We start from the raw sequence: 16,218 nt of genomic DNA on the forward strand, positions 1-16,218 counted from the left end.
AAGGCTTTGCGACCCTTATCTTTATCCCCGTGCTTCGCGCTATCACCAAAAGCCCGAAGCCCCTAGGTTCCTTTATCCAAGCTACATCGAGCGACGAACAACCGCTGCGCGATGCTATGGCGCGGCCCGATTGAATTATGGGAGCACAACGCAACCGCTTATGTTACATCAGGCCATTACTTCACAATTTCATACGGATCTTCATTTGTTGAGACGAGCGACTAGGCGAACACCTATGTTCGCGTTTCGCCACAATTTTTTTTCAACATTTACATTATATGCCTCCGCCAAAATGAATAAAACAACACGTTAGCCGCAAGAGATTTATCTGTGCGGAGATCAAGCGCCTCATTCTTCGGCGCTCGCCTGATATGCCGCCGGGTTAACGCCGAAACGCGTGGTAAAGGCACGCGAAAAACTGCTTGGGCTCGCATAGCCCACGCCGCGCGCGACTTGCTCGACGGATGCGCGGCTACGCAGCAACCGGTCTGCCGCAGCGAGCAAGCGCAGTTCGCGCAGCACTGTGGCGGGAGGGTGTCCGAACGACGCCTGGAACCGCTTAATGAAGGCCGACCGACTTAAGCATGCCAGCTGCGCCAGGGACATCACACTGTGTGCCGCACCGGGCTCATGCACCATGGCGCTGAAGGCACGCATCACCTGCTCATCGCTAACCAGATCAAGCGCACCAAGCCAACTCTGCTGTTCGGCGAGCCCGCGGCGCAACAGTATCACCAAAACCTGGCGCAGCATCGCTGCGGCCATAGTCCGGCCGCCCGTGTTGTTCCCACTGAGTTCGGTGCGGATCAATGGCATCAGACTGCCGACACTATCTTTGCCGGAATGCTCCACCACCGGTGCATCAAGCGCACCGAATAAGTCGCGATCGCCAGCCTGTATTGCACGGAAATGGCCGCAGACGATCTTCAGCGCTGGCTCGTCACTTCCTGCCTGCCAGCGCTTCAGTGTGGGTTGTCCAAGGTCGATGGTTACCGCGACCACACCTCCACAACCTGTCCGTGCCTCTGGAGTAGACCGCGCCTGGATGCGGTAAGGGGTGTCCCGCGGGGTAACAAGCAGCGTTTCCGGGCCGAAGGGAACAGGCGCGCCCGACCCTAACACCAGTTCACCTTCGCCATGCAACACATAGTGAAGACCTGATGCCGGGGTGGCTGAAAAGGCCAACGCCCAAGCGGGGGCAATGAAGCATTCGGAAAAAGCGATCGGCTCGACACGCAGTTGATCGAACAGCGCATCAAGGTCGATTCGCGACAAGAGACGTTTGGACAAGAGAAAGAGCCCTTCTGCACAAATATTTGATCTACATGGCTTTCATCATGAAGAGACAAGCATTGCGTTAGCGAATGCCTACGTCAACAGGGAGATATCTCATGCACATTCCGAAGGGTTCGCTGCTGTTTGCAGCCTCGGCGCTTTTGTTGGCCGGGTGTAGCGAGGCGACCGAAACGAGAGCGGAAAATAGCGGCGCTGACGCCGCAGGCACCTTGCGCGTACCTGCCGATTATCGTGATACCTATCAATATCTCGGCACTTGGGCTGTGGCGGCCGATGGCACACCCGGATCAAAGGAGATGCATATCGTCTATGCCTCGCCCGGTGCTGCAGCCGGGCATCGCGCTACCGGCACGTTCGCGGACGGCACGACGCTAGTAAAAGAGGTGTTCGAGGCGACGACGGGACCAATGACAACGGGCACTGTCAGCCATACGAAAGCCTTGAAAGGCTGGTTCGTTATGGTGAAGGACAGCAAGAACAGCCATCCCGACAACAAGTTGTGGGGCGACGGCTGGGGCTGGGCATGGTTTGATCAGGGCGCCCCGACCAAGACGAAATCGACCGATTACAAGACCGATTGTCTGACTTGCCACTTGCCAGCCAATGCGACTGACTCGATTTATGTCGATGGCTATCCGGTGCTCAAGAAATAAGCGGAGCGGTGCCTCTGTTGGGATCCGCACACCGCCTCGCCTTGCGACAAGCGGGCCCGCTTTCACGGGCTCAACGCTGTTGGCTGATTCTGCAAAGGTCAGAATAGTGAGGAATTGAGTTCCGTACCCGTAATTTTTCTGCCGACTAAATCATGGCGCTGAGGGCGTTGGGCTATGGCTCAGGTCGTGGAGCGCCAAACTCCAGACGTGGCAAACCCTGCATGCCGTGATCGGGGCATGCAGGGTGGCATTGTTGATAACAACTCTTGTGTCCTTGATAGACGTGCTCAGGCAGCGGCGTTCTTTCGGCCTGATTGGTTGGCTCGCGAGGTACAGGTAACCACCGCGATCACGCCAGCTGCCATAACCGGGTAGTAGATCGAAGCCAGAGCGGTGAAGCCAAGCAAGAATGGCGCGGCAATGAAGGCTACTCCTGCGGCAAGATCGAGCAACAAGTGTGCATCGAACGACACCAGCTTGACCGCACCGAATGCATAGTCAGTGAGCAGGCTGTAGGCAATCAAGCCCGCCCCACCGGCAACAGAGAGCCAAAGCTCAATACCCTCAAAGCCGAGCAGGAATGGCAGCGCAATAAGGGCGGCAGCGGCGACATAGTCAAGCACGCCATGCAGCGCAGGGGTAAGGAATTGCAGTTTCATGGCAAGGGTTCCCTATGGAAGTGGTTGAGGAGCGGGCCGATGTCCTGCACCGGCCCGCACGCATTATGATCAGGCCGCAACCGCCACATCGACGACCGGGAAATCGATCTTGGTCTGGGCGACGTTGTTCATGAAGTTGGTCAGAACATTGTGCGCGACGTTACCGACGATTTCGACGATGCGGGCGTCGTCGAGGCCAGCAAGGCGGGCTGCTGACAGATCGCTGTCGGTCACGTGACCGCGTGTTTCAACGATGCGCAAGGCAAGCGTCGCGATCGCATCGTCGAGGGGATCTTGGCCCTTGCCCAGACGGGCGGCGCGGATAGCCTCTGGCGAAAGGCCGGCACCTTTCCCGAGCAGCGTGTGCGCCGACAGACAATAGTGGCAGCTGTTGTACTGGGCGACGGCAAGCGCAACGATTTCGCGCTGTGCAGCGGTCAGCACACCACTTCCCAGTGCATCTGCGAAGGCGAGGTTGCCATTCAACACGGCAGGAGCATGAGCGAAGGTCGCAAAAAGGTTCGGGACCATGCCAATCTTCGCCTTAACAGCGCCGAGGGTGGCCTGGACGCCGGTGTCGGCAGTGGCGAGTTCTACGGGGTTGATGCGGGGCATTTGCGTTTCCTCTGTTGGTCAGTGCGGGCTTGCACAACGCCTCTATCGGCTGTTATCGGTGCAGATTGGTGCCAACTTCATTGCAGATCGTTCACATGGACATCTTTGCCGCTCTCTTTGCCCACACTGCCCCGAGCGCCCGGACATTCTTTACCGGCAACTTGTGTACGACCGCGCAATTTGCCGATTGCGGCTACCTCCACCTTCTCAAGAGCGGCGCGTTGACGCTGAGCCGATCTGGCGAGGCCGATCTCATTCTGAACGAACCAACGCTGCTCTTCTTCCCGCGCGGACAGGCGCATCGGTTCACTGGCGCTGCGGAAGGCGGGGCTGATCTGGTCTGCGCGAAGGTCGATCTGGGCGGCGATAATGGCAACCCGATTGGCGAAGGACTGCCCGACCTTGTCATCCTGCCGCTGGCCGAGAACCCGACGCTGGGGCCCGCCTGCGATCTTCTGCTTGTCGAAGGATTTGGCGACAATAATGGGCGTCAGGCCGCCATCGACCATTTGTTCGACTATCTCTTGATCCTGGTAGTGCGTCATGTTGTCGCCAGTGGCCTGGTGAATGATGGTGTGCTGGGCGGCCTTGCCGATCCGCGATTGGCCAAGGCGCTGACGGCGATGCACGAACAGCCAAGGCATTCGTGGACTCTTGATGATCTGGCAGAGGTGGCCGGCATGTCGCGCACCCGTTTTGCCACGCATTTTCGCGCCTGCGTTGGGCGGACGCCGATCGACTATCTGACCCGGTGGCGAATGACGATTGCGCGTGACCTTCTTGCCGCAGGCAAGCCGGTCAAGACCGTGGCCGACAGCGTCGGATATGATAGTGCCGCAGCCTTCTCACGGGTGTTCGCTCGCGTCACGGGCGAAGCACCGCGCCAAGTGAAGCAGAGATTAAGGTAACATGATCAGTTGGTAGACATGGATGCGGCAGTGAACGCGTGACCGCCTGGACATGGATCGCGCGGCGGCATGGCTGAATGCTGGGCTAGGATGCAAGCTGCGGTACCCAACACCAGCATTGCGCGCGCGTTCGATTGAGCGAGCACCTTCCGCCTTGGCCGATCAGTATCGCTGATAGGACCGCATGCCGGAAAGACGGATCGAACTAGGACATAAATGGGGATCATTGGATATGGCGCTCAGACGGGACGGAGGCGCGTTATGACCCCGAATGGTGCATCGCTGGGCTCGAAAACATTGCTGTGCGTCCCAATCAGGGCACATTGCACTGTGTGTTGACGCCGTGAACCTAGCCAACCGGCTTTGCCAAATCCAACTCAACAGCCGGTACCTGCTCCATCGTCACCTTCCTGTCTGACTTATTCGCAGAAGATCCCGCAAAGTGGAGACCCCTCCACCACATTAAATGCGCCCTTTTCCGACCGCTTGTCACTTGCCCATTGGCGGTCGCCTCACTTTGAAAGCCACGGCAACTATGGACGGTAGACACGACTGCATTGGTATGACCTGTTCGATAGCCTCGCGGACGCGGCACCCTGCTGGAAATGAACCCGTCGCCCGACAGCAAACCTGTTTGATCGCCTGCTATCACCGCCGACACACCGGAATGATGCAGCCGTCTTGGTCAACCCAGCGCCAATAACACCGATCCCAGTCATCGCCACTAATTGGAACGACCCGCCAGCCCAGCCCTTCCGCATGGGTAGCCCAGCACCGAACCGAGAAGCCCTCGTTCGCCAAATTGCCCCACGAGGGGATCCAAGCGCCTACCAATGGCCTGGCGGTCGCCTAAAACACTGACAAGCCTACTCGTGTGGGGCAGTGCCTATTCGCATTCCAATTGCATCGCGCAACATTGGCAGAACATTGTGCTCGAACCATGGGTTGCGTTTCATCCAGCCCATACTACGCCAGGATGGATGCGGAAGCGGAAAGTAGTGCGGCAGGTACTCGTGAAATTTACCAACACGTTCAGTCAGCGATTGTTTTTTGTCCTCGACCAAGTAGCGCTGGTGTGCATAGCTTCCAACGAGCAGCGTCAATCGCGCGGGTGGAAGCACGGCCATGACGCGATCATGCCACATTGGTGCACATTCGAGGCGCGGCGGCAAATCGCCACTGCTCCCGGTGCCGGGATAGCAAAAGCCCATCGGCACAAGTGCGACCTGCGCCGGATCGTAAAAAATATCGGGCGTCAGCCCCGTCCACTCGCGCAGCCGCTCGCCGCTTGCGTCATCCCAGGCAGTGCCGCTCTCATGGACCCGCGCGCCGGGCGCCTGACCGATGATGACAATTGTTGAGGTTGCGCTGAACTGAACGATCGGGCGCGGTCCGGCTGGCAGATGCTCAGCGCACAGGGTGCACGCTCGAATGTCTTCCAGCAAGCAGTCTGACGATCTCATAACAGGCGTCCCGCTACCTCCGGTCCACGGACGAGTTTGCGGCAAGATAAGCAATAATGTCGCGCCGTTGCGCGGCGTCGGAGACAGTCGAAAACATTTTCGAGCCTGGCGCCATTTTTTGGGGTCCCTGCAGCCATAAATCGATCCGCGCCGGCGTCCAAACGCCGGTCAATTTCTTGAGTGCCGGAGAATAAGCATAGCCTGGTGCCGTTGCGATCCGACGTCCAATGAGACCGCGGTGCGCCGGGCCGATACGGTTTGCCTCGATGGAATGGCATCCGCCACATTTTGCTCGATAAAGCGCCTGGCCATTTGCGAGATTGCCCACCGCTTGCGCCGGCGCGGCGGTGGGGGCAAACACCAGTCCGGCCCCGGCCAGGATCGCGCAAACCGCGACCCCGGCCTCGATGCGTTTGCGACTTGCCATATCAGCCGAACAGATACGCAGATTTGGGCATCGCGCCGCCCGCCGCGTTGTTGAGAATGGCCCAGTGAACCGCTTCGTCTGTGCTAAGTTGCGCGAAGAGATGTGCCAGCTTGTGGTCCTGCAACGCAGCGATCTGGCCGACATAGGCGTTCGTCGCGCCCTGTTCGAGGCCGGCAGCAAACTTAATGACATCGCCTTCTGACTTGAGCGCGCCGATGTTAAGTGCCGAAATATACTCGGCATCGGTCTTGGGTTCGACAGGCTTTGCACCAGCCGTCGCGATCAGCTTGGCAAGTGAATCGCGGTGCCCCTCGTGATGGCCGAGGAAAACCAACGCAACGTCGAGCACGCCTTTGCTGAGCAGCCCGCTTCCGCCGGCAATGCGATACGCAGCGATACCTTCATGTTCAAGTGCAAGAGCACCCTGCATCACGCCGACATCTGAGCTGACGGTATCGCCGCGGCGCGCTATCTTGCGTGGCGCGGCCAGCAACGGTGCGTTAAGGGTGGCGAGCCCAAACCCAGCCGCGGCAATTCCAGCTGAACGGAACAGGGCACGGCGGGACTGGATGGCAACTTCATTTTCATTGGACATGAGATTTCCCTCTGTTGGAGTAGTAAATTACCCGCGCGCTGTGCGCCGGGATTCAAGTCGAAACGGAGCCAATCGGGTCGCCCGAGATCAGGCCTGGGTGTAGTATTTTTCTGAGACGATCTTGCCGTCCCGCCAGGTGCGCACGAGCGTTTCGTGCCAGATGATCGGGCTGCCATCACCGGCCGTCATCTTGAACGTCCATTCGCTCGCCGAGAAATTGTCCCCGACGGCCTGGCCGTGCAACGTCGCGCTTTCGAAGCTCTTCAGGCTCGCGAAAAAGCCTTCAAGATGTGCGCGCTCTGCAGCCTTCGAAGTGCGGCTTGCGCCATCGGGTTCGATGAATACGCAATTGTCGGCATAGTACTGGTCGATCGACTCAAGGATTCTGCCCTGAGCGGTGAGCGCGTTTGATGCGCTTTCGGCAGCTTCTATTGGATTGGTCATTGGCTTTTCCTTCGGATTGAATGTGATTGAAGACCGAGTTGGGCCGGTTCGCTGGGGGCGGCGAACCGGCCCGTTCGGGTCGCCTAAACAAACAAGGCGCTCCGCGAACGGTAAGCGGAGCCCTGACCCCACCTTGCGGTTGTAGGAAGCAGCGCCGAGTCTTTGTGTTCTGACGGACTGGGGCGCGCTGCTACTATGATAATCTCGGGTGATGATCCTGTGAGCAAGGGCGCGCAGCGATTTGAGGTTTTCACGGGTGCTGGCAAGCGGCGGGACTGGCCACCCGAGGTGAAGGCCTCGATCGTTGCCGAGTGCTACGCTGGTGAAGGTGTCAGCGCCGTCGCGCGTCGGCACGGACTGGCTCCGTCGCAAGTTTACGCTTGGCGGCGGGATCTGCGGAAGCAGTTCGAGGCTGAGGGCCTCATTCCAGCAACGCGACGGTCGGAAGCGCCTGTCTTTGTGCCTGCCGTGATCGATGCGGTTGATGCAGCTGATCCGGCTCCCACACGTCGTTCGCGGCGCCGACGGCGAACGAGCACGGCAGCCGTCGAGTTGAAGATCGATGGAGTGGCGGTGAAGATTGGCCGTGACGCCGATGCGAGCCTGATTGCTGCGGTGATCGAAGCGCTCCGGGCAACGCGATGATCGGACCTGGTGCCGGTGCGAGAGTGATGGTCGCCACGCGCCCGGTGGATTTCCGCAAAGGCCCCGACGCGCTCGCCGCGCTGGTCGGCAAGGAGTACGGCGGCGATCCCTACTCTGGCGTGATCTACGTGTTCCGGGCGAAGCGGGCGGACCGGGTCAAGCTGGTGTGGTGGGATGGCACTGGCCTCTGCCTGATGGCCAAGAAGCTCGAGCAAGGAGGCTTTCGCTGGCCGGGGGTCCAGGACGGTGTGATGCGCCTGACGGCCGCTCAACTCGCCGCCTTGCTGGAGGGGCTGGACTGGCGCCGGGTGCACGGCGGGCGCCGTCCGATCGCGCCACAGATTGCCGGTTGACGGGGCGTACTTCGGCTGATTCACTCTCGTCATGCTCATCGATGCGGACCTTCCCGAGGACGTCGAAGCGCTCCGTGCGTTCGCGCTGGAACAGGTCCGCTTGGTGGCAGCCGAACGTGCCGCTGCCGCAGATTTGGTACTCGCTAAGGGCGAGGCCGATGCGGAGATCGAGCGGCTCCAGTCGATCATCGATGCGTTCATGCGTCACCGGTTCGGCGCGCGGTCCGAGCAACTGGATCCCGACCAGCTCCAGCTCGGCCTGGAAGATGTAGAGACGGCACTTGGTAAGGCCCGCGCAGCCCGTGAAGCAGCAGTCAGCAAGGCCGGTGGCGAGCGAACGCGCAAGGCCAACCGCGGCTCGCTGCCTGCTCACCTGGAGCGGATCGAGCAGGTCGTCGACGTTGAGGATAAGGCCTGCCCCTGCTGTGGCGGCGCACTCCACCAGATCGGTGAGGACGTGGCCGAGCGCCTCGACGTGGTGCCGACCGCCTTCCGCGTGCTGGTCACGCGCCGCCCGCGCTATGGCTGCCGCTCGTGCGAGGGCGCGATCGTTCAGGCACCGGCCCCGGCGCGGATCGTCGACGGCGGCATCCCCACCGAGGCGCTGATCGCGCAGGTCCTGGTCGCCAAGTACGCCGATCACCTGCCGCTGTACCGTCAGGCCCAGATCTACGCGCGGCAGGGCATCCAGCTCGACCGCTCAACCTTGGCGGACTGGGTCGGCCGGACAGCCTGGTACCTACGCCCCTTGCGGGATCACATTCTCGAACGATTGCGACGATCGGAGCGGTTGTTTGCCGACGAGACCACCGCACCGGTGCTCGATCCAGGGCGCGGGCGGACCAAGACCGGTCAGCTATGGGCTTACGCCCGTGATGACCGACCATGGGGCGGCGGCGATCCACCGATGGTGGCCTATGTCTATGCCGCCGATCGTAAAGGCGAACGCGCTGAGGCGCATCTTGGTGACTTCGCCGGCATCCTGCAGGTTGATGGCTATGGCGGCTACACCGCGCTCGCCAAGCGGCGGCAGCAGATCCAGCTCGCCTTCTGCTGGTCACACGTGCGCAGGAAGTTCTACGAGCTGGCGGACAAGTCGCCGGTTGCGACCGAGGTGCTGCGCCGGATCGCTATGCTCTACGCGATCGAGGACGAGGTTCGCGGCACCTCCGCGGAGCAGCGCCGCGCCGTGCGCGCCGAACGAGCCCGCGTCATCGCCGATGACCTGCACGTCTACCTCGAGGCACGCCTCCGGCAGGTCAGTGCCAAGAGCAAGCTTGCTGATGCCATCCGCTACGCGCTGACCCGCTGGGGCGGTCTGTCGATGTTCCTCGACGACGGCCGCGTCGAGCTGGATTCCAACACCGTCGAGCGGTCGATCCGGCCGCTGGCCCTCAATCGCAAGAATGCGCTCTTCGCAGGCTCTGACGAGGGCGGCGACAACTGGGCGGTGATCGCCACGCTCATCGAGAACTGCAAGATCTCGGGCATCAACCCGCACGCCTGGTTGGCGGAAACCCTCACCAAGCTGGCTGCGGGTCACCCAGCGAACGCCGTCGGTGAGCTCATGCCGTGGACCGCCGTGGCCTGAGAACAGCGCTTACCGCGAACGCATCAGCGGGAGATCATTTTCGGTCCCCGCGATATGGTTGAAGTAGTTCGTGAAAATGCTGAGTGTGATGTTCGCGACAGTCTCGACACCGGCCTCATGATCGGAACCGGCGTGGTGAGCGTTGCGAGTTGAGCTGCCGTTGTCTGGCCACGTAGGCGAACGACTTCGCATGCGACGCCCGACAGAGCGGCGGTCTTGGGATATGACGATCTGCCAATCAAATTCCTGGCCATTTCGTCGGACGAAAGACCTGCTCCCTTGCCGCGTCCCGTATGCACCGAAGCGCAATAATCGCACGCATTGGCACCGGCGACAGCGAGCGCAATCTGCTTGCGGTTCACATTTGACAGGCTTCCTGCGGCGAGTGCCCCGGCAACTCCAGGACAACCACTGCGCCCGGCCGGTGATTGCGCCATGGTGGCAAAAATTTTTGGCAAGCCGCCCATCTGCTTCTTCACCGCATACAGCAGGTCTTGGGTTTTCGACGGCGCAGACGCGGCATCAGTCTGGGGAATGGTCTCCACTACAAATCTCCGGGGCGGTTCCTGGCGAAGGGTTAGCAGTTCCGTCGATGCTTGGTTGCGCTTCGGTGGGAGGTAACGCAATGCCGTGGCGCCATTTTACGATTTCTGGTCAATTCATTGGGATGACCTGCAACGTTTCACGAATAGTCTTGTGGATTTAGCGGACGCCGGTGCTATGCAACCAGCATGACCGATGTACTCAGCGACGTGCTCGACACAGTAGCACTGAAAGCCGCAATTTACTTTCGCACCGATTTTTACCCGGCGTTTAGTATCGCCGTCCCTAGCTACAGGCGTGCAGCGCGCTTTCACCTGGTGGTACAAGGGACGTGCTACGTCACCCTCGCCGATGGGACGCGCACAAAGTTGCGAGCTGGCGATCTTGCCCTTGTTCCCGGCGGCGCTGGCCATTTGCTGTCGAGCAGCGAAACCGTTGAAGGGCAACCGCTTGGCGATGTCATACAGCAAGCAGGCTTCACGGGCTCGGGGCCGTTCATCGTCGGGAGCGGCGAAGCCGGCGAATCCTGCCAAATGGTATGCGGCCATTTCTCCTTTGCCGATGGTGCAGACCACCCGTTGCTGCGTTCGATACCGGACTTGTTGCATGTTACCGCAGCGGACCGTGCATCACGGCCCATGCTTGACGACGTTCTGCGCCTGCTTGTGCGCCGCATGTTTGAGGGCGAACCGGGAGCCACAGCCAGCGTCAGCCGCCTGTCCGAGGCGCTGTTCATCGAGGCGATACACGCCGGCATCGCGCAGGCGCCCGAAATCAGCCGTTTGATGTCCGCTGTCTACGATCCTCAGATCGGCAAAGCACTCAGCCTTATTCACGGTGATGTCGCCCATGGATGGACTGTCGAAAGCCTAGCGGCGGCCGTGGGAATGTCGCGCAGCCGCTTCGCCGAGCGCTTTCGCGAGCTGGTTGGCAGTGGCCCGATGGCCTATATAGTGGACTGGAGGCTTCAGCGTGCGCTCAACCTACTCGCGGAAAGCAATGTCCCGATAAAAACGGTTGCCAATCGCGTTGGCTATCGCTCGGCTGCCGCCTTCACCCGTGCGTTTTCAGAGCGCTTCGGCTGTTCGCCCAAAGAGCGAAGGATGAGCAGCAACGCAGCGTAGAAGTGGCGAAGCCATCGCGGTCGACTGCACAAACTAATGCTTGCTTTTGATTAATCAACTTGTCGATCCTGTTCATGGCTGTTAGAATGTCGATGTATTTGCCCGAATTCAAGCTATTGATAGGCGATCTAATCAGCCGGTGAGGAAAGATACGGCAAATGCTCCATCTGAGCAATAGGGTGGTGCGTTACCATCGGATTGGTGCATGGGCGTCAGACCTGTATACGCCTAGGGTCCCGCATCCTCGTGCAATTCCAGTCGCCGCGTGAAGTTATCAGACTGCTCGTCATGCAACTCGAGAAAGCGATTGGCCTCTTTGACAATCCGCGCCTCTACCACCGCTTCGCGGTCGATTTTTGCCTGGGCGTGGAGCCACTCGGTGACTTCCAGCCAATCCCAGAGAGGACTGTTGGAGGTGACGCGTGCAACCGGATTGGGGAAGCCTGAGCCACGTTCCGCCTTGGTATAGAGCGAGATCGCCTGACGGGTGAGACCTGAGCGCTCGGCAATGTCACTGAGGTTCACCAGATAATCCGGCTCGACCCGTTCGATCTTGGCACCCGTTTTGAGTATATCCTTATAAGCGGTTGTGACAGCTTTGGAAAATGACACAGCTTGACGGGCGAACTCGGCGATGATCACGCCCTTCTGGAACGAAAGCGTCGCGTCGTCGCAACCGGCCTCGAAGAAGCGGTCTTCGTAGCCGTCCGCCTCGGGATCGAGGCCGGAGGCGACAATCGTGAACTCATGCGTCTTCATCTCACTCACTCCGCTTGCCCGTGCGGGCACCGCGACACATCCCGTCGTATAGCCTTGGCATGGTTCTCCGCATTACGCGGCGTGCTCCACACCGAGACCATGCAACCGTCCCGGTCAGCCCAAGCGCAGTAGAGCCGCCCCCAGGCGTGGCCACTGATCGGAACGACCCGCCAGCCCAGTGTTTCCGCATGGGCAACAGCAGCTTCAATCTCCTTGTTCGGATGGCGTGGCCTAGCCATTCAACCGACCTCCTTATCGCCTATCTGTTGACAAATGTCAACGGTATCTGCGGTGCCCCTTTTGTTTCACTGCCGTGCTGCTCCGCTGCGTTCGACGCGGGCCGAGAGGCGCAGCTAGCCATGGTCTGGAATCAGACCATGCGTCTCATTGGCCTATGTCGACAGGATGGACCGCAGCTTCGCGTCCCAAGCATCGAGAGCGGTGCGCTTCTCATCGTCATATTTGTAGCGGTTGTAGATCCCCGCGACCCCTGCCCTTGTTCCGCTGATATGGTTGAGCACGCTTTCTGTCACCTCGACGGGGACTCTCAGCGACTGGAGATGGGTTGCGCCGGTTCTGCGGATATCGTGTAGTCGCCAGTTCGGAACGTCTACCTGGTCGGGGTCTCCTCCGTCCTCGATCTGCTTCGCCTTCAGGTGCGCGATCATGTCCTTGTGGAGAGCCGCCCTTCCCTTGAAGAATCCCGAGACGGGGGTCGTGCCAGTGGTCGTGAATACGAGGCCCTTGCGCTTCGGGCCAAGCAGCTGCAGCTCTGCCAAAGCGAGGCTTGTCAGCGGTATGACATGTTCCTGATCATTCTTCGCCCGATCGGCCGGCAAGGTCCATCTACGCGCATCGATGTCGATTTCGGACCAGTCCATCTCTGCAACTTCCTGACGCCGTTGCATCGTCAGGATCAGCATCCGGACGAACGGCCCCCACGGCCATCCGGAATTCTCGGTCGCCCTCCACAAGGCGACAATCTCCTCGTCACTGAGCACCCTGCGCCGCGATGGAACGGCCTTCGGAGCCTTCATCCCGGCCAGCGGCGAGACATCGATATCCTGCCGGTCGGTCGCCCAGTTGAAGAACTTGCGCAGGAGCGAGTGGATCTCCTTGCGTCGCGCAGGGCGATCAGAATACTCGTCCAGCACCTTCACGATATCGGCGCGGGTGATCTCGTGGACGGGTCGGTTCCCCCAGCGTGGAATAAACACGTTGTTGATCGTGCATTGCGCCGAGCCCCACGTCCCCCGCCAGTTCGGCTTGAGATAGAGCTCAACGAACCTTTCGCTGTAGGTCCGAAAGTTCAGCGTCTCCTTCTTCCGCTTGGCTTCGCGTTTGGCTTCGACCGGATCGATCCCCTGATAGACCTGGACCAGCAATCGCTCGGCTTCCTTGCGCGCCGTGGCCGGCGTCCATGGACTACCAACGGGCCCGATCGTTTTGCGTCGGGCAGGCCCGCCGTCGACCCGATACTGGAACACAAACGATTGTGCTCCTCTTGGCGTGACGCGAAGTCCGAAACCCTTTAGCCGGGGGTCCCACACGTAAATGTCGCGGTGCGGGTCCGGTGTGACCGACTGGATTGTTCGCAGTGTGATTGATTGATTCGGCATGATCTGACGCTCGTCCACGTAATCGCCACGTAATCAGATGTCGGGATTACGATGGCGTAGCGAAGGGTAATCCACGGCGGATTTATTCCAACCGTTTCAAGCCCTTGAGCGTAGTTTGGCGTAGTATTGGAAAGGAACGAAAAGGGCACAAAGCTCCGCTCTTAATCAGCGGGTCCTAGGTTCGAGCCCTAGTGCGTCCACCAAACCTTTCGAACAGTTGGATCGATTTTGCTGACCCCGGCTGCGGGCGTGGCATTTCCGGCAAGCACAGCAGCCATGTTGTTCGCCTCGTTCGGTGGTGCGCCAACCCTTCGCAAGATCGCAGCCAGCGTAGTGTGATCGCCTGACGCCGAGCGCCGGAGCGGGATCGGATGCGCGGTGATCCGGGTATCGGGGTGATGCAGCTGGGCTGACGTGGCCAGTTCAGGTGGCGAAGAGCGAGGCCATATCGGCGAAAGCCTTGAATTCCAGCGCATTCCCGGCCGGGTCGAGGAAGAACATCGTCGCCTGCTCACCCGGCAGCCCGCGAAAGCGGATCGTCGGCTCGATCACGAATGCGGTTCCTGCCGCGCGCAGCCGATCGGCAAGGGCGTGCCACTGGGGCATGGTGAGCACCACGCCGAAGTGCGGCACCGGCACATCGTGCCCGTCGACCGGATTGGCCATGGCCGGCGCCTTCCGGTGCGCCGGATTCCAGTGCGCCACGATCTGGTGCCCGAACAGGTCGAAGTCGATCCAGTGGTCCGAGCTGCGCCCCTCCGGACAGCCGAGGACTTCGCCATAGAATGCCCGCGCCTTGTCGAGATCGTCGACCGGAAAGGCGATGTGGAAGGGCGTAAGCTCAGTCATGAAGCCTCCATGGCCGTCAAAGTTCAGGCGGGATCATCGATAAAGCTGGCAAGGGACTGCCGACGCCGATCGACGACCAGCCGGGTCACGTCCGGCCTTGCGTAGTGACCGGCGATGTCCATGTTCTGCCGCTCCTGCAAGACCAGTGTGTGATCGAGCGTGGCGGTGAGCAGCGCTTCTTCGCCAACGACCGGCTCGACGATCCACGCACCATCCGGGCCCGCGATGCACGAGCCGCCATCGGCCAGCACATCGGGGCACGTCTCCAGCATCGCGGCCATCGGCGAATTTGCGGGGATATCGGCGCGCTGCAGCAAGCCGGAGACGGCCAGCACGAAGCTGCGGCCCTCCTGCGCGAGGAACCGGGTGGTTCCTTCCGTGTTGCGCAGATTGCCGGGCCAGACCGCGACATGCAGATCCTCACCCTGTGCATAGAGCGCGGCGCGCGACAGCGGCATCCAGTTCTCGAAGCAGTTGAGCCCGCCGACGCGGAACGGGCCGATGTCATGGACCTGCAAGCCATGCCCGTCTCCGGCCGCCCAGCTCAGCCGTTCCTCATAGGTGGGCTGGAGCTTGCGGTGGACCGAGGCGATCACGCCGTCCGCCCCGATATGCACGAGCGAGCAATAGACGCTGTGACCACCCCGGTCGGCCGCGCGCTCGATGATCCCGACCATGACGGCGATCTGCCGGTCTGCAGCAGCGCGGCAGACCGCATCGAGGTGCCCGGCCTCGATCTGCACCGCCTGATCAAGGTAGTGGGCATGCATCGTTTTCTGGCTGGGGGAATTGAACCGCGCGCCGTCGGTATGCTCGATCCAGAAGGGGTAGCCGGGAATAAGCGCCTCGCCGAAGACAACGAAGCCGCACCCTGCGTCAGCCGCTTTCCCGATCCATTCCACGACCTTGGCGACAGTCGCTTCGCGGTCAAGCCACACCGGAGCAATCTGGGCGACGCCGACCATCAGACTTTTCGATTGCGACATTGCGTACTCCGTTCGGTGCGACGTGCCCGGGCATAGCGAGCATGGCAGTCCTGGGAAATGCCCATTCAGGCAGCTTGCCGCGTCTGGCAGCAGACGGGGCAAGCTCATTCATCCCCGTGTCTCTACGTATATCTGGCTAGTGAAAATTGTAACCAGCCTGACATCGGCGACCACTATCCAATCCTCGAGGAGCGATACCTGACCGCGCCTCGGGGGACATAACCTAGTTTCGAGCCGGCTCGATGCACCTGAAACCACCTGGTTTTCAGGATGGGTAGTTGCACGTCCGAATTGATGCACCCTGAAGCACGCTCGCGGTGATCATCCGGCGATTTGTAAAGAACTTAACTTGGCACCAACTTGGGCATCCTGCACGCCTGCCTGATCTGGATTGATGCCATGGCCGCGCCCGACATCGCGGATGACCGATCTGGTGTCACCGTCGTTTCACGAATCGACATTACCACTTCATTAACAAATATTCATGTTGGTGATTTTTTCCGAATAAATTCAAACATTTTATAGGAAAATCATTACAAATTTGACAGATTTGACGAATTTGTGCGGGCGGGGTGATTAATGATGCCACTTGTTCGGCGTCGACATCGCAACTCATTAAAGCTCTATCGAACAATTGATTAGTTGTTCGTTGGGGCCTTTGCGCCTTTGCACAAGACATTTCCTATTCA

At 60.2% G+C, this 16,218-nt stretch carries 18 protein-coding genes; 6 read left to right on the forward strand and 12 right to left on the reverse strand.

Going from position 1 to position 16,218, the window contains the following annotated elements; all coding sequences use genetic code 11:
- Positions 1–348 precede the first annotated feature (348 nt).
- Complete coding sequence (locus NDB2M1_RS00380; RefSeq protein ID WP_072378594.1) at positions 349–1,275, reverse strand: AraC family transcriptional regulator; 927 nt, start codon at positions 1,273–1,275, stop codon at positions 349–351.
- 116 nt (positions 1,276–1,391) lie between these two features.
- Between NDB2M1_RS00380 and NDB2M1_RS00385 the strand changes: the two genes are divergently transcribed.
- Positions 1,392–1,949 (forward strand): cytochrome P460 family protein, encoded by a 558-nt coding sequence (locus tag NDB2M1_RS00385; RefSeq protein ID WP_066528270.1) that lies wholly within the window; start codon positions 1,392–1,394, stop codon positions 1,947–1,949.
- 287 nt (positions 1,950–2,236) lie between these two features.
- Here NDB2M1_RS00385 and NDB2M1_RS00390 read toward each other — a convergent pair whose 3' ends face one another.
- A complete protein-coding gene (locus NDB2M1_RS00390; protein WP_072378596.1) occupies positions 2,237–2,608 on the reverse strand; it encodes an SPW repeat domain-containing protein in 372 nt (123 codons plus the stop codon).
- Between the two features lie 69 nt (positions 2,609–2,677).
- Positions 2,678–3,223, reverse strand: a complete 546-nt coding sequence (locus NDB2M1_RS00395; protein WP_072378598.1) for a carboxymuconolactone decarboxylase family protein — start codon at positions 3,221–3,223, stop codon at positions 2,678–2,680.
- 95 nt (positions 3,224–3,318) lie between these two features.
- Between NDB2M1_RS00395 and NDB2M1_RS00400 the strand changes: the two genes are divergently transcribed.
- Positions 3,319–4,131 (forward strand): AraC family transcriptional regulator, encoded by an 813-nt coding sequence (locus NDB2M1_RS00400; RefSeq protein WP_058456591.1) that lies wholly within the window; start codon positions 3,319–3,321, stop codon positions 4,129–4,131.
- An 866-nt stretch (positions 4,132–4,997) separates the two neighbouring features.
- Here NDB2M1_RS00400 and NDB2M1_RS00405 read toward each other — a convergent pair.
- The 4 genes from NDB2M1_RS00405 to NDB2M1_RS23005 form a co-directional block, all read right to left on the reverse strand.
- Positions 4,998–5,576, reverse strand: coding sequence for a uracil-DNA glycosylase family protein (locus NDB2M1_RS00405; RefSeq protein ID WP_318254616.1), 579 nt, complete (start codon positions 5,574–5,576; stop codon positions 4,998–5,000).
- Positions 5,577–5,607: 31 nt separating this feature from the next.
- On the reverse strand, positions 5,608–6,021 hold the full coding sequence (locus NDB2M1_RS00410) for a c-type cytochrome (protein WP_066649002.1): 414 nt from the start codon (positions 6,019–6,021) through the stop codon (positions 5,608–5,610).
- A 1-nt stretch (position 6,022) separates the two neighbouring features.
- Complete coding sequence (locus NDB2M1_RS00415; RefSeq protein WP_072378602.1) at positions 6,023–6,616, reverse strand: ferritin-like domain-containing protein; 594 nt, start codon at positions 6,614–6,616, stop codon at positions 6,023–6,025.
- Between the two features lie 87 nt (positions 6,617–6,703).
- A complete protein-coding gene (locus NDB2M1_RS23005; RefSeq protein ID WP_253185732.1) occupies positions 6,704–7,414 on the reverse strand; it encodes a nuclear transport factor 2 family protein in 711 nt (236 codons plus the stop codon).
- Here NDB2M1_RS23005 and NDB2M1_RS23375 point away from each other — a divergent pair.
- The 3 genes from NDB2M1_RS23375 to NDB2M1_RS00435 are packed head-to-tail and all read left to right on the forward strand — an operon-like array spanning position 7,349 to position 9,649.
- Positions 7,349–7,705, forward strand: a complete 357-nt coding sequence (locus NDB2M1_RS23375; protein ID WP_371328175.1) for an IS66-like element accessory protein TnpA — start codon at positions 7,349–7,351, stop codon at positions 7,703–7,705. The two genes, NDB2M1_RS23005 and NDB2M1_RS23375, sit on opposite strands and share 66 nt — an antisense overlap.
- A complete protein-coding gene (gene tnpB, locus NDB2M1_RS00430) occupies positions 7,702–8,058 on the forward strand; it encodes an IS66 family insertion sequence element accessory protein TnpB (RefSeq protein ID WP_062346370.1) in 357 nt (118 codons plus the stop codon). Before NDB2M1_RS23375 ends, tnpB begins: the two co-directional genes overlap by 4 nt.
- A gap of 31 nt (positions 8,059–8,089) precedes the next feature.
- Entirely contained in the window at positions 8,090–9,649 is a 1,560-nt protein-coding gene (locus NDB2M1_RS00435) for an IS66 family transposase (protein WP_072378606.1), read from the forward strand.
- 23 nt (positions 9,650–9,672) lie between these two features.
- Here the strand turns inward: NDB2M1_RS00435 and NDB2M1_RS00440 are convergent, their stop codons facing one another.
- Entirely contained in the window at positions 9,673–10,194 is a 522-nt protein-coding gene (locus NDB2M1_RS00440) for a carboxymuconolactone decarboxylase family protein (protein ID WP_082731126.1), read from the reverse strand.
- A gap of 186 nt (positions 10,195–10,380) precedes the next feature.
- Between NDB2M1_RS00440 and NDB2M1_RS00445 the strand changes: the two genes are divergently transcribed.
- Positions 10,381–11,316: an AraC family transcriptional regulator gene (locus NDB2M1_RS00445; protein ID WP_066528263.1), complete on the forward strand. Its 936-nt coding sequence runs from the start codon at positions 10,381–10,383 to the stop codon at positions 11,314–11,316.
- A 228-nt stretch (positions 11,317–11,544) separates the two neighbouring features.
- Here NDB2M1_RS00445 and NDB2M1_RS00450 read toward each other — a convergent pair whose 3' ends face one another.
- The 4 genes from NDB2M1_RS00450 to NDB2M1_RS00470 form a co-directional block, all read right to left on the reverse strand.
- A complete protein-coding gene (locus NDB2M1_RS00450; protein WP_066528256.1) occupies positions 11,545–12,075 on the reverse strand; it encodes a helix-turn-helix transcriptional regulator in 531 nt (176 codons plus the stop codon).
- Positions 12,076–12,467: 392 nt separating this feature from the next.
- Positions 12,468–13,712: a tyrosine-type recombinase/integrase gene (locus NDB2M1_RS00460; protein ID WP_082731127.1), complete on the reverse strand. Its 1,245-nt coding sequence runs from the start codon at positions 13,710–13,712 to the stop codon at positions 12,468–12,470.
- Positions 13,713–14,117: 405 nt separating this feature from the next.
- Complete coding sequence (locus NDB2M1_RS00465; protein WP_072378610.1) at positions 14,118–14,543, reverse strand: VOC family protein; 426 nt, start codon at positions 14,541–14,543, stop codon at positions 14,118–14,120.
- 23 nt (positions 14,544–14,566) lie between these two features.
- Positions 14,567–15,529: a carbon-nitrogen hydrolase family protein gene (locus tag NDB2M1_RS00470; RefSeq protein WP_072378612.1), complete on the reverse strand. Its 963-nt coding sequence runs from the start codon at positions 15,527–15,529 to the stop codon at positions 14,567–14,569.
- Positions 15,530–16,218 lie beyond the last annotated feature (689 nt).

The organism is Novosphingobium sp. NDB2Meth1 (assembly GCF_900117425.1).
GTDB lineage: Bacteria > Pseudomonadota > Alphaproteobacteria > Sphingomonadales > Sphingomonadaceae > Novosphingobium.

Bases quoted from the DNA above. Each gene is read 5' to 3' on its own strand.
- NDB2M1_RS00410 (WP_066649002.1), bottom strand. From the start codon at position 6,021: ATGGCAAGTCGCAAACGCATCGAGGCCGGGGTCGCGGTTTGCGCGATC.
- NDB2M1_RS00435 (WP_072378606.1), top strand. From the start codon at position 8,090: ATGCTCATCGATGCGGACCTTCCCGAGGACGTCGAAGCGCTCCGTGCG.
- tnpB (WP_062346370.1), top strand. From the start codon at position 7,702: ATGATCGGACCTGGTGCCGGTGCGAGAGTGATGGTCGCCACGCGCCCG.
- NDB2M1_RS00390 (WP_072378596.1), bottom strand. From the start codon at position 2,608: ATGAAACTGCAATTCCTTACCCCTGCGCTGCATGGCGTGCTTGACTAT.
- NDB2M1_RS00395 (WP_072378598.1), bottom strand. From the start codon at position 3,223: ATGCCCCGCATCAACCCCGTAGAACTCGCCACTGCCGACACCGGCGTC.
- NDB2M1_RS00465 (WP_072378610.1), bottom strand. From the start codon at position 14,543: ATGACTGAGCTTACGCCCTTCCACATCGCCTTTCCGGTCGACGATCTC.
- NDB2M1_RS00450 (WP_066528256.1), bottom strand. From the start codon at position 12,075: ATGAAGACGCATGAGTTCACGATTGTCGCCTCCGGCCTCGATCCCGAG.
- NDB2M1_RS00470 (WP_072378612.1), bottom strand. From the start codon at position 15,529: ATGTCGCAATCGAAAAGTCTGATGGTCGGCGTCGCCCAGATTGCTCCG.
- NDB2M1_RS00415 (WP_072378602.1), bottom strand. From the start codon at position 6,616: ATGTCCAATGAAAATGAAGTTGCCATCCAGTCCCGCCGTGCCCTGTTC.
- NDB2M1_RS00445 (WP_066528263.1), top strand. From the start codon at position 10,381: ATGACCGATGTACTCAGCGACGTGCTCGACACAGTAGCACTGAAAGCC.
- NDB2M1_RS00400 (WP_058456591.1), top strand. From the start codon at position 3,319: ATGGACATCTTTGCCGCTCTCTTTGCCCACACTGCCCCGAGCGCCCGG.
- NDB2M1_RS00385 (WP_066528270.1), top strand. From the start codon at position 1,392: ATGCACATTCCGAAGGGTTCGCTGCTGTTTGCAGCCTCGGCGCTTTTG.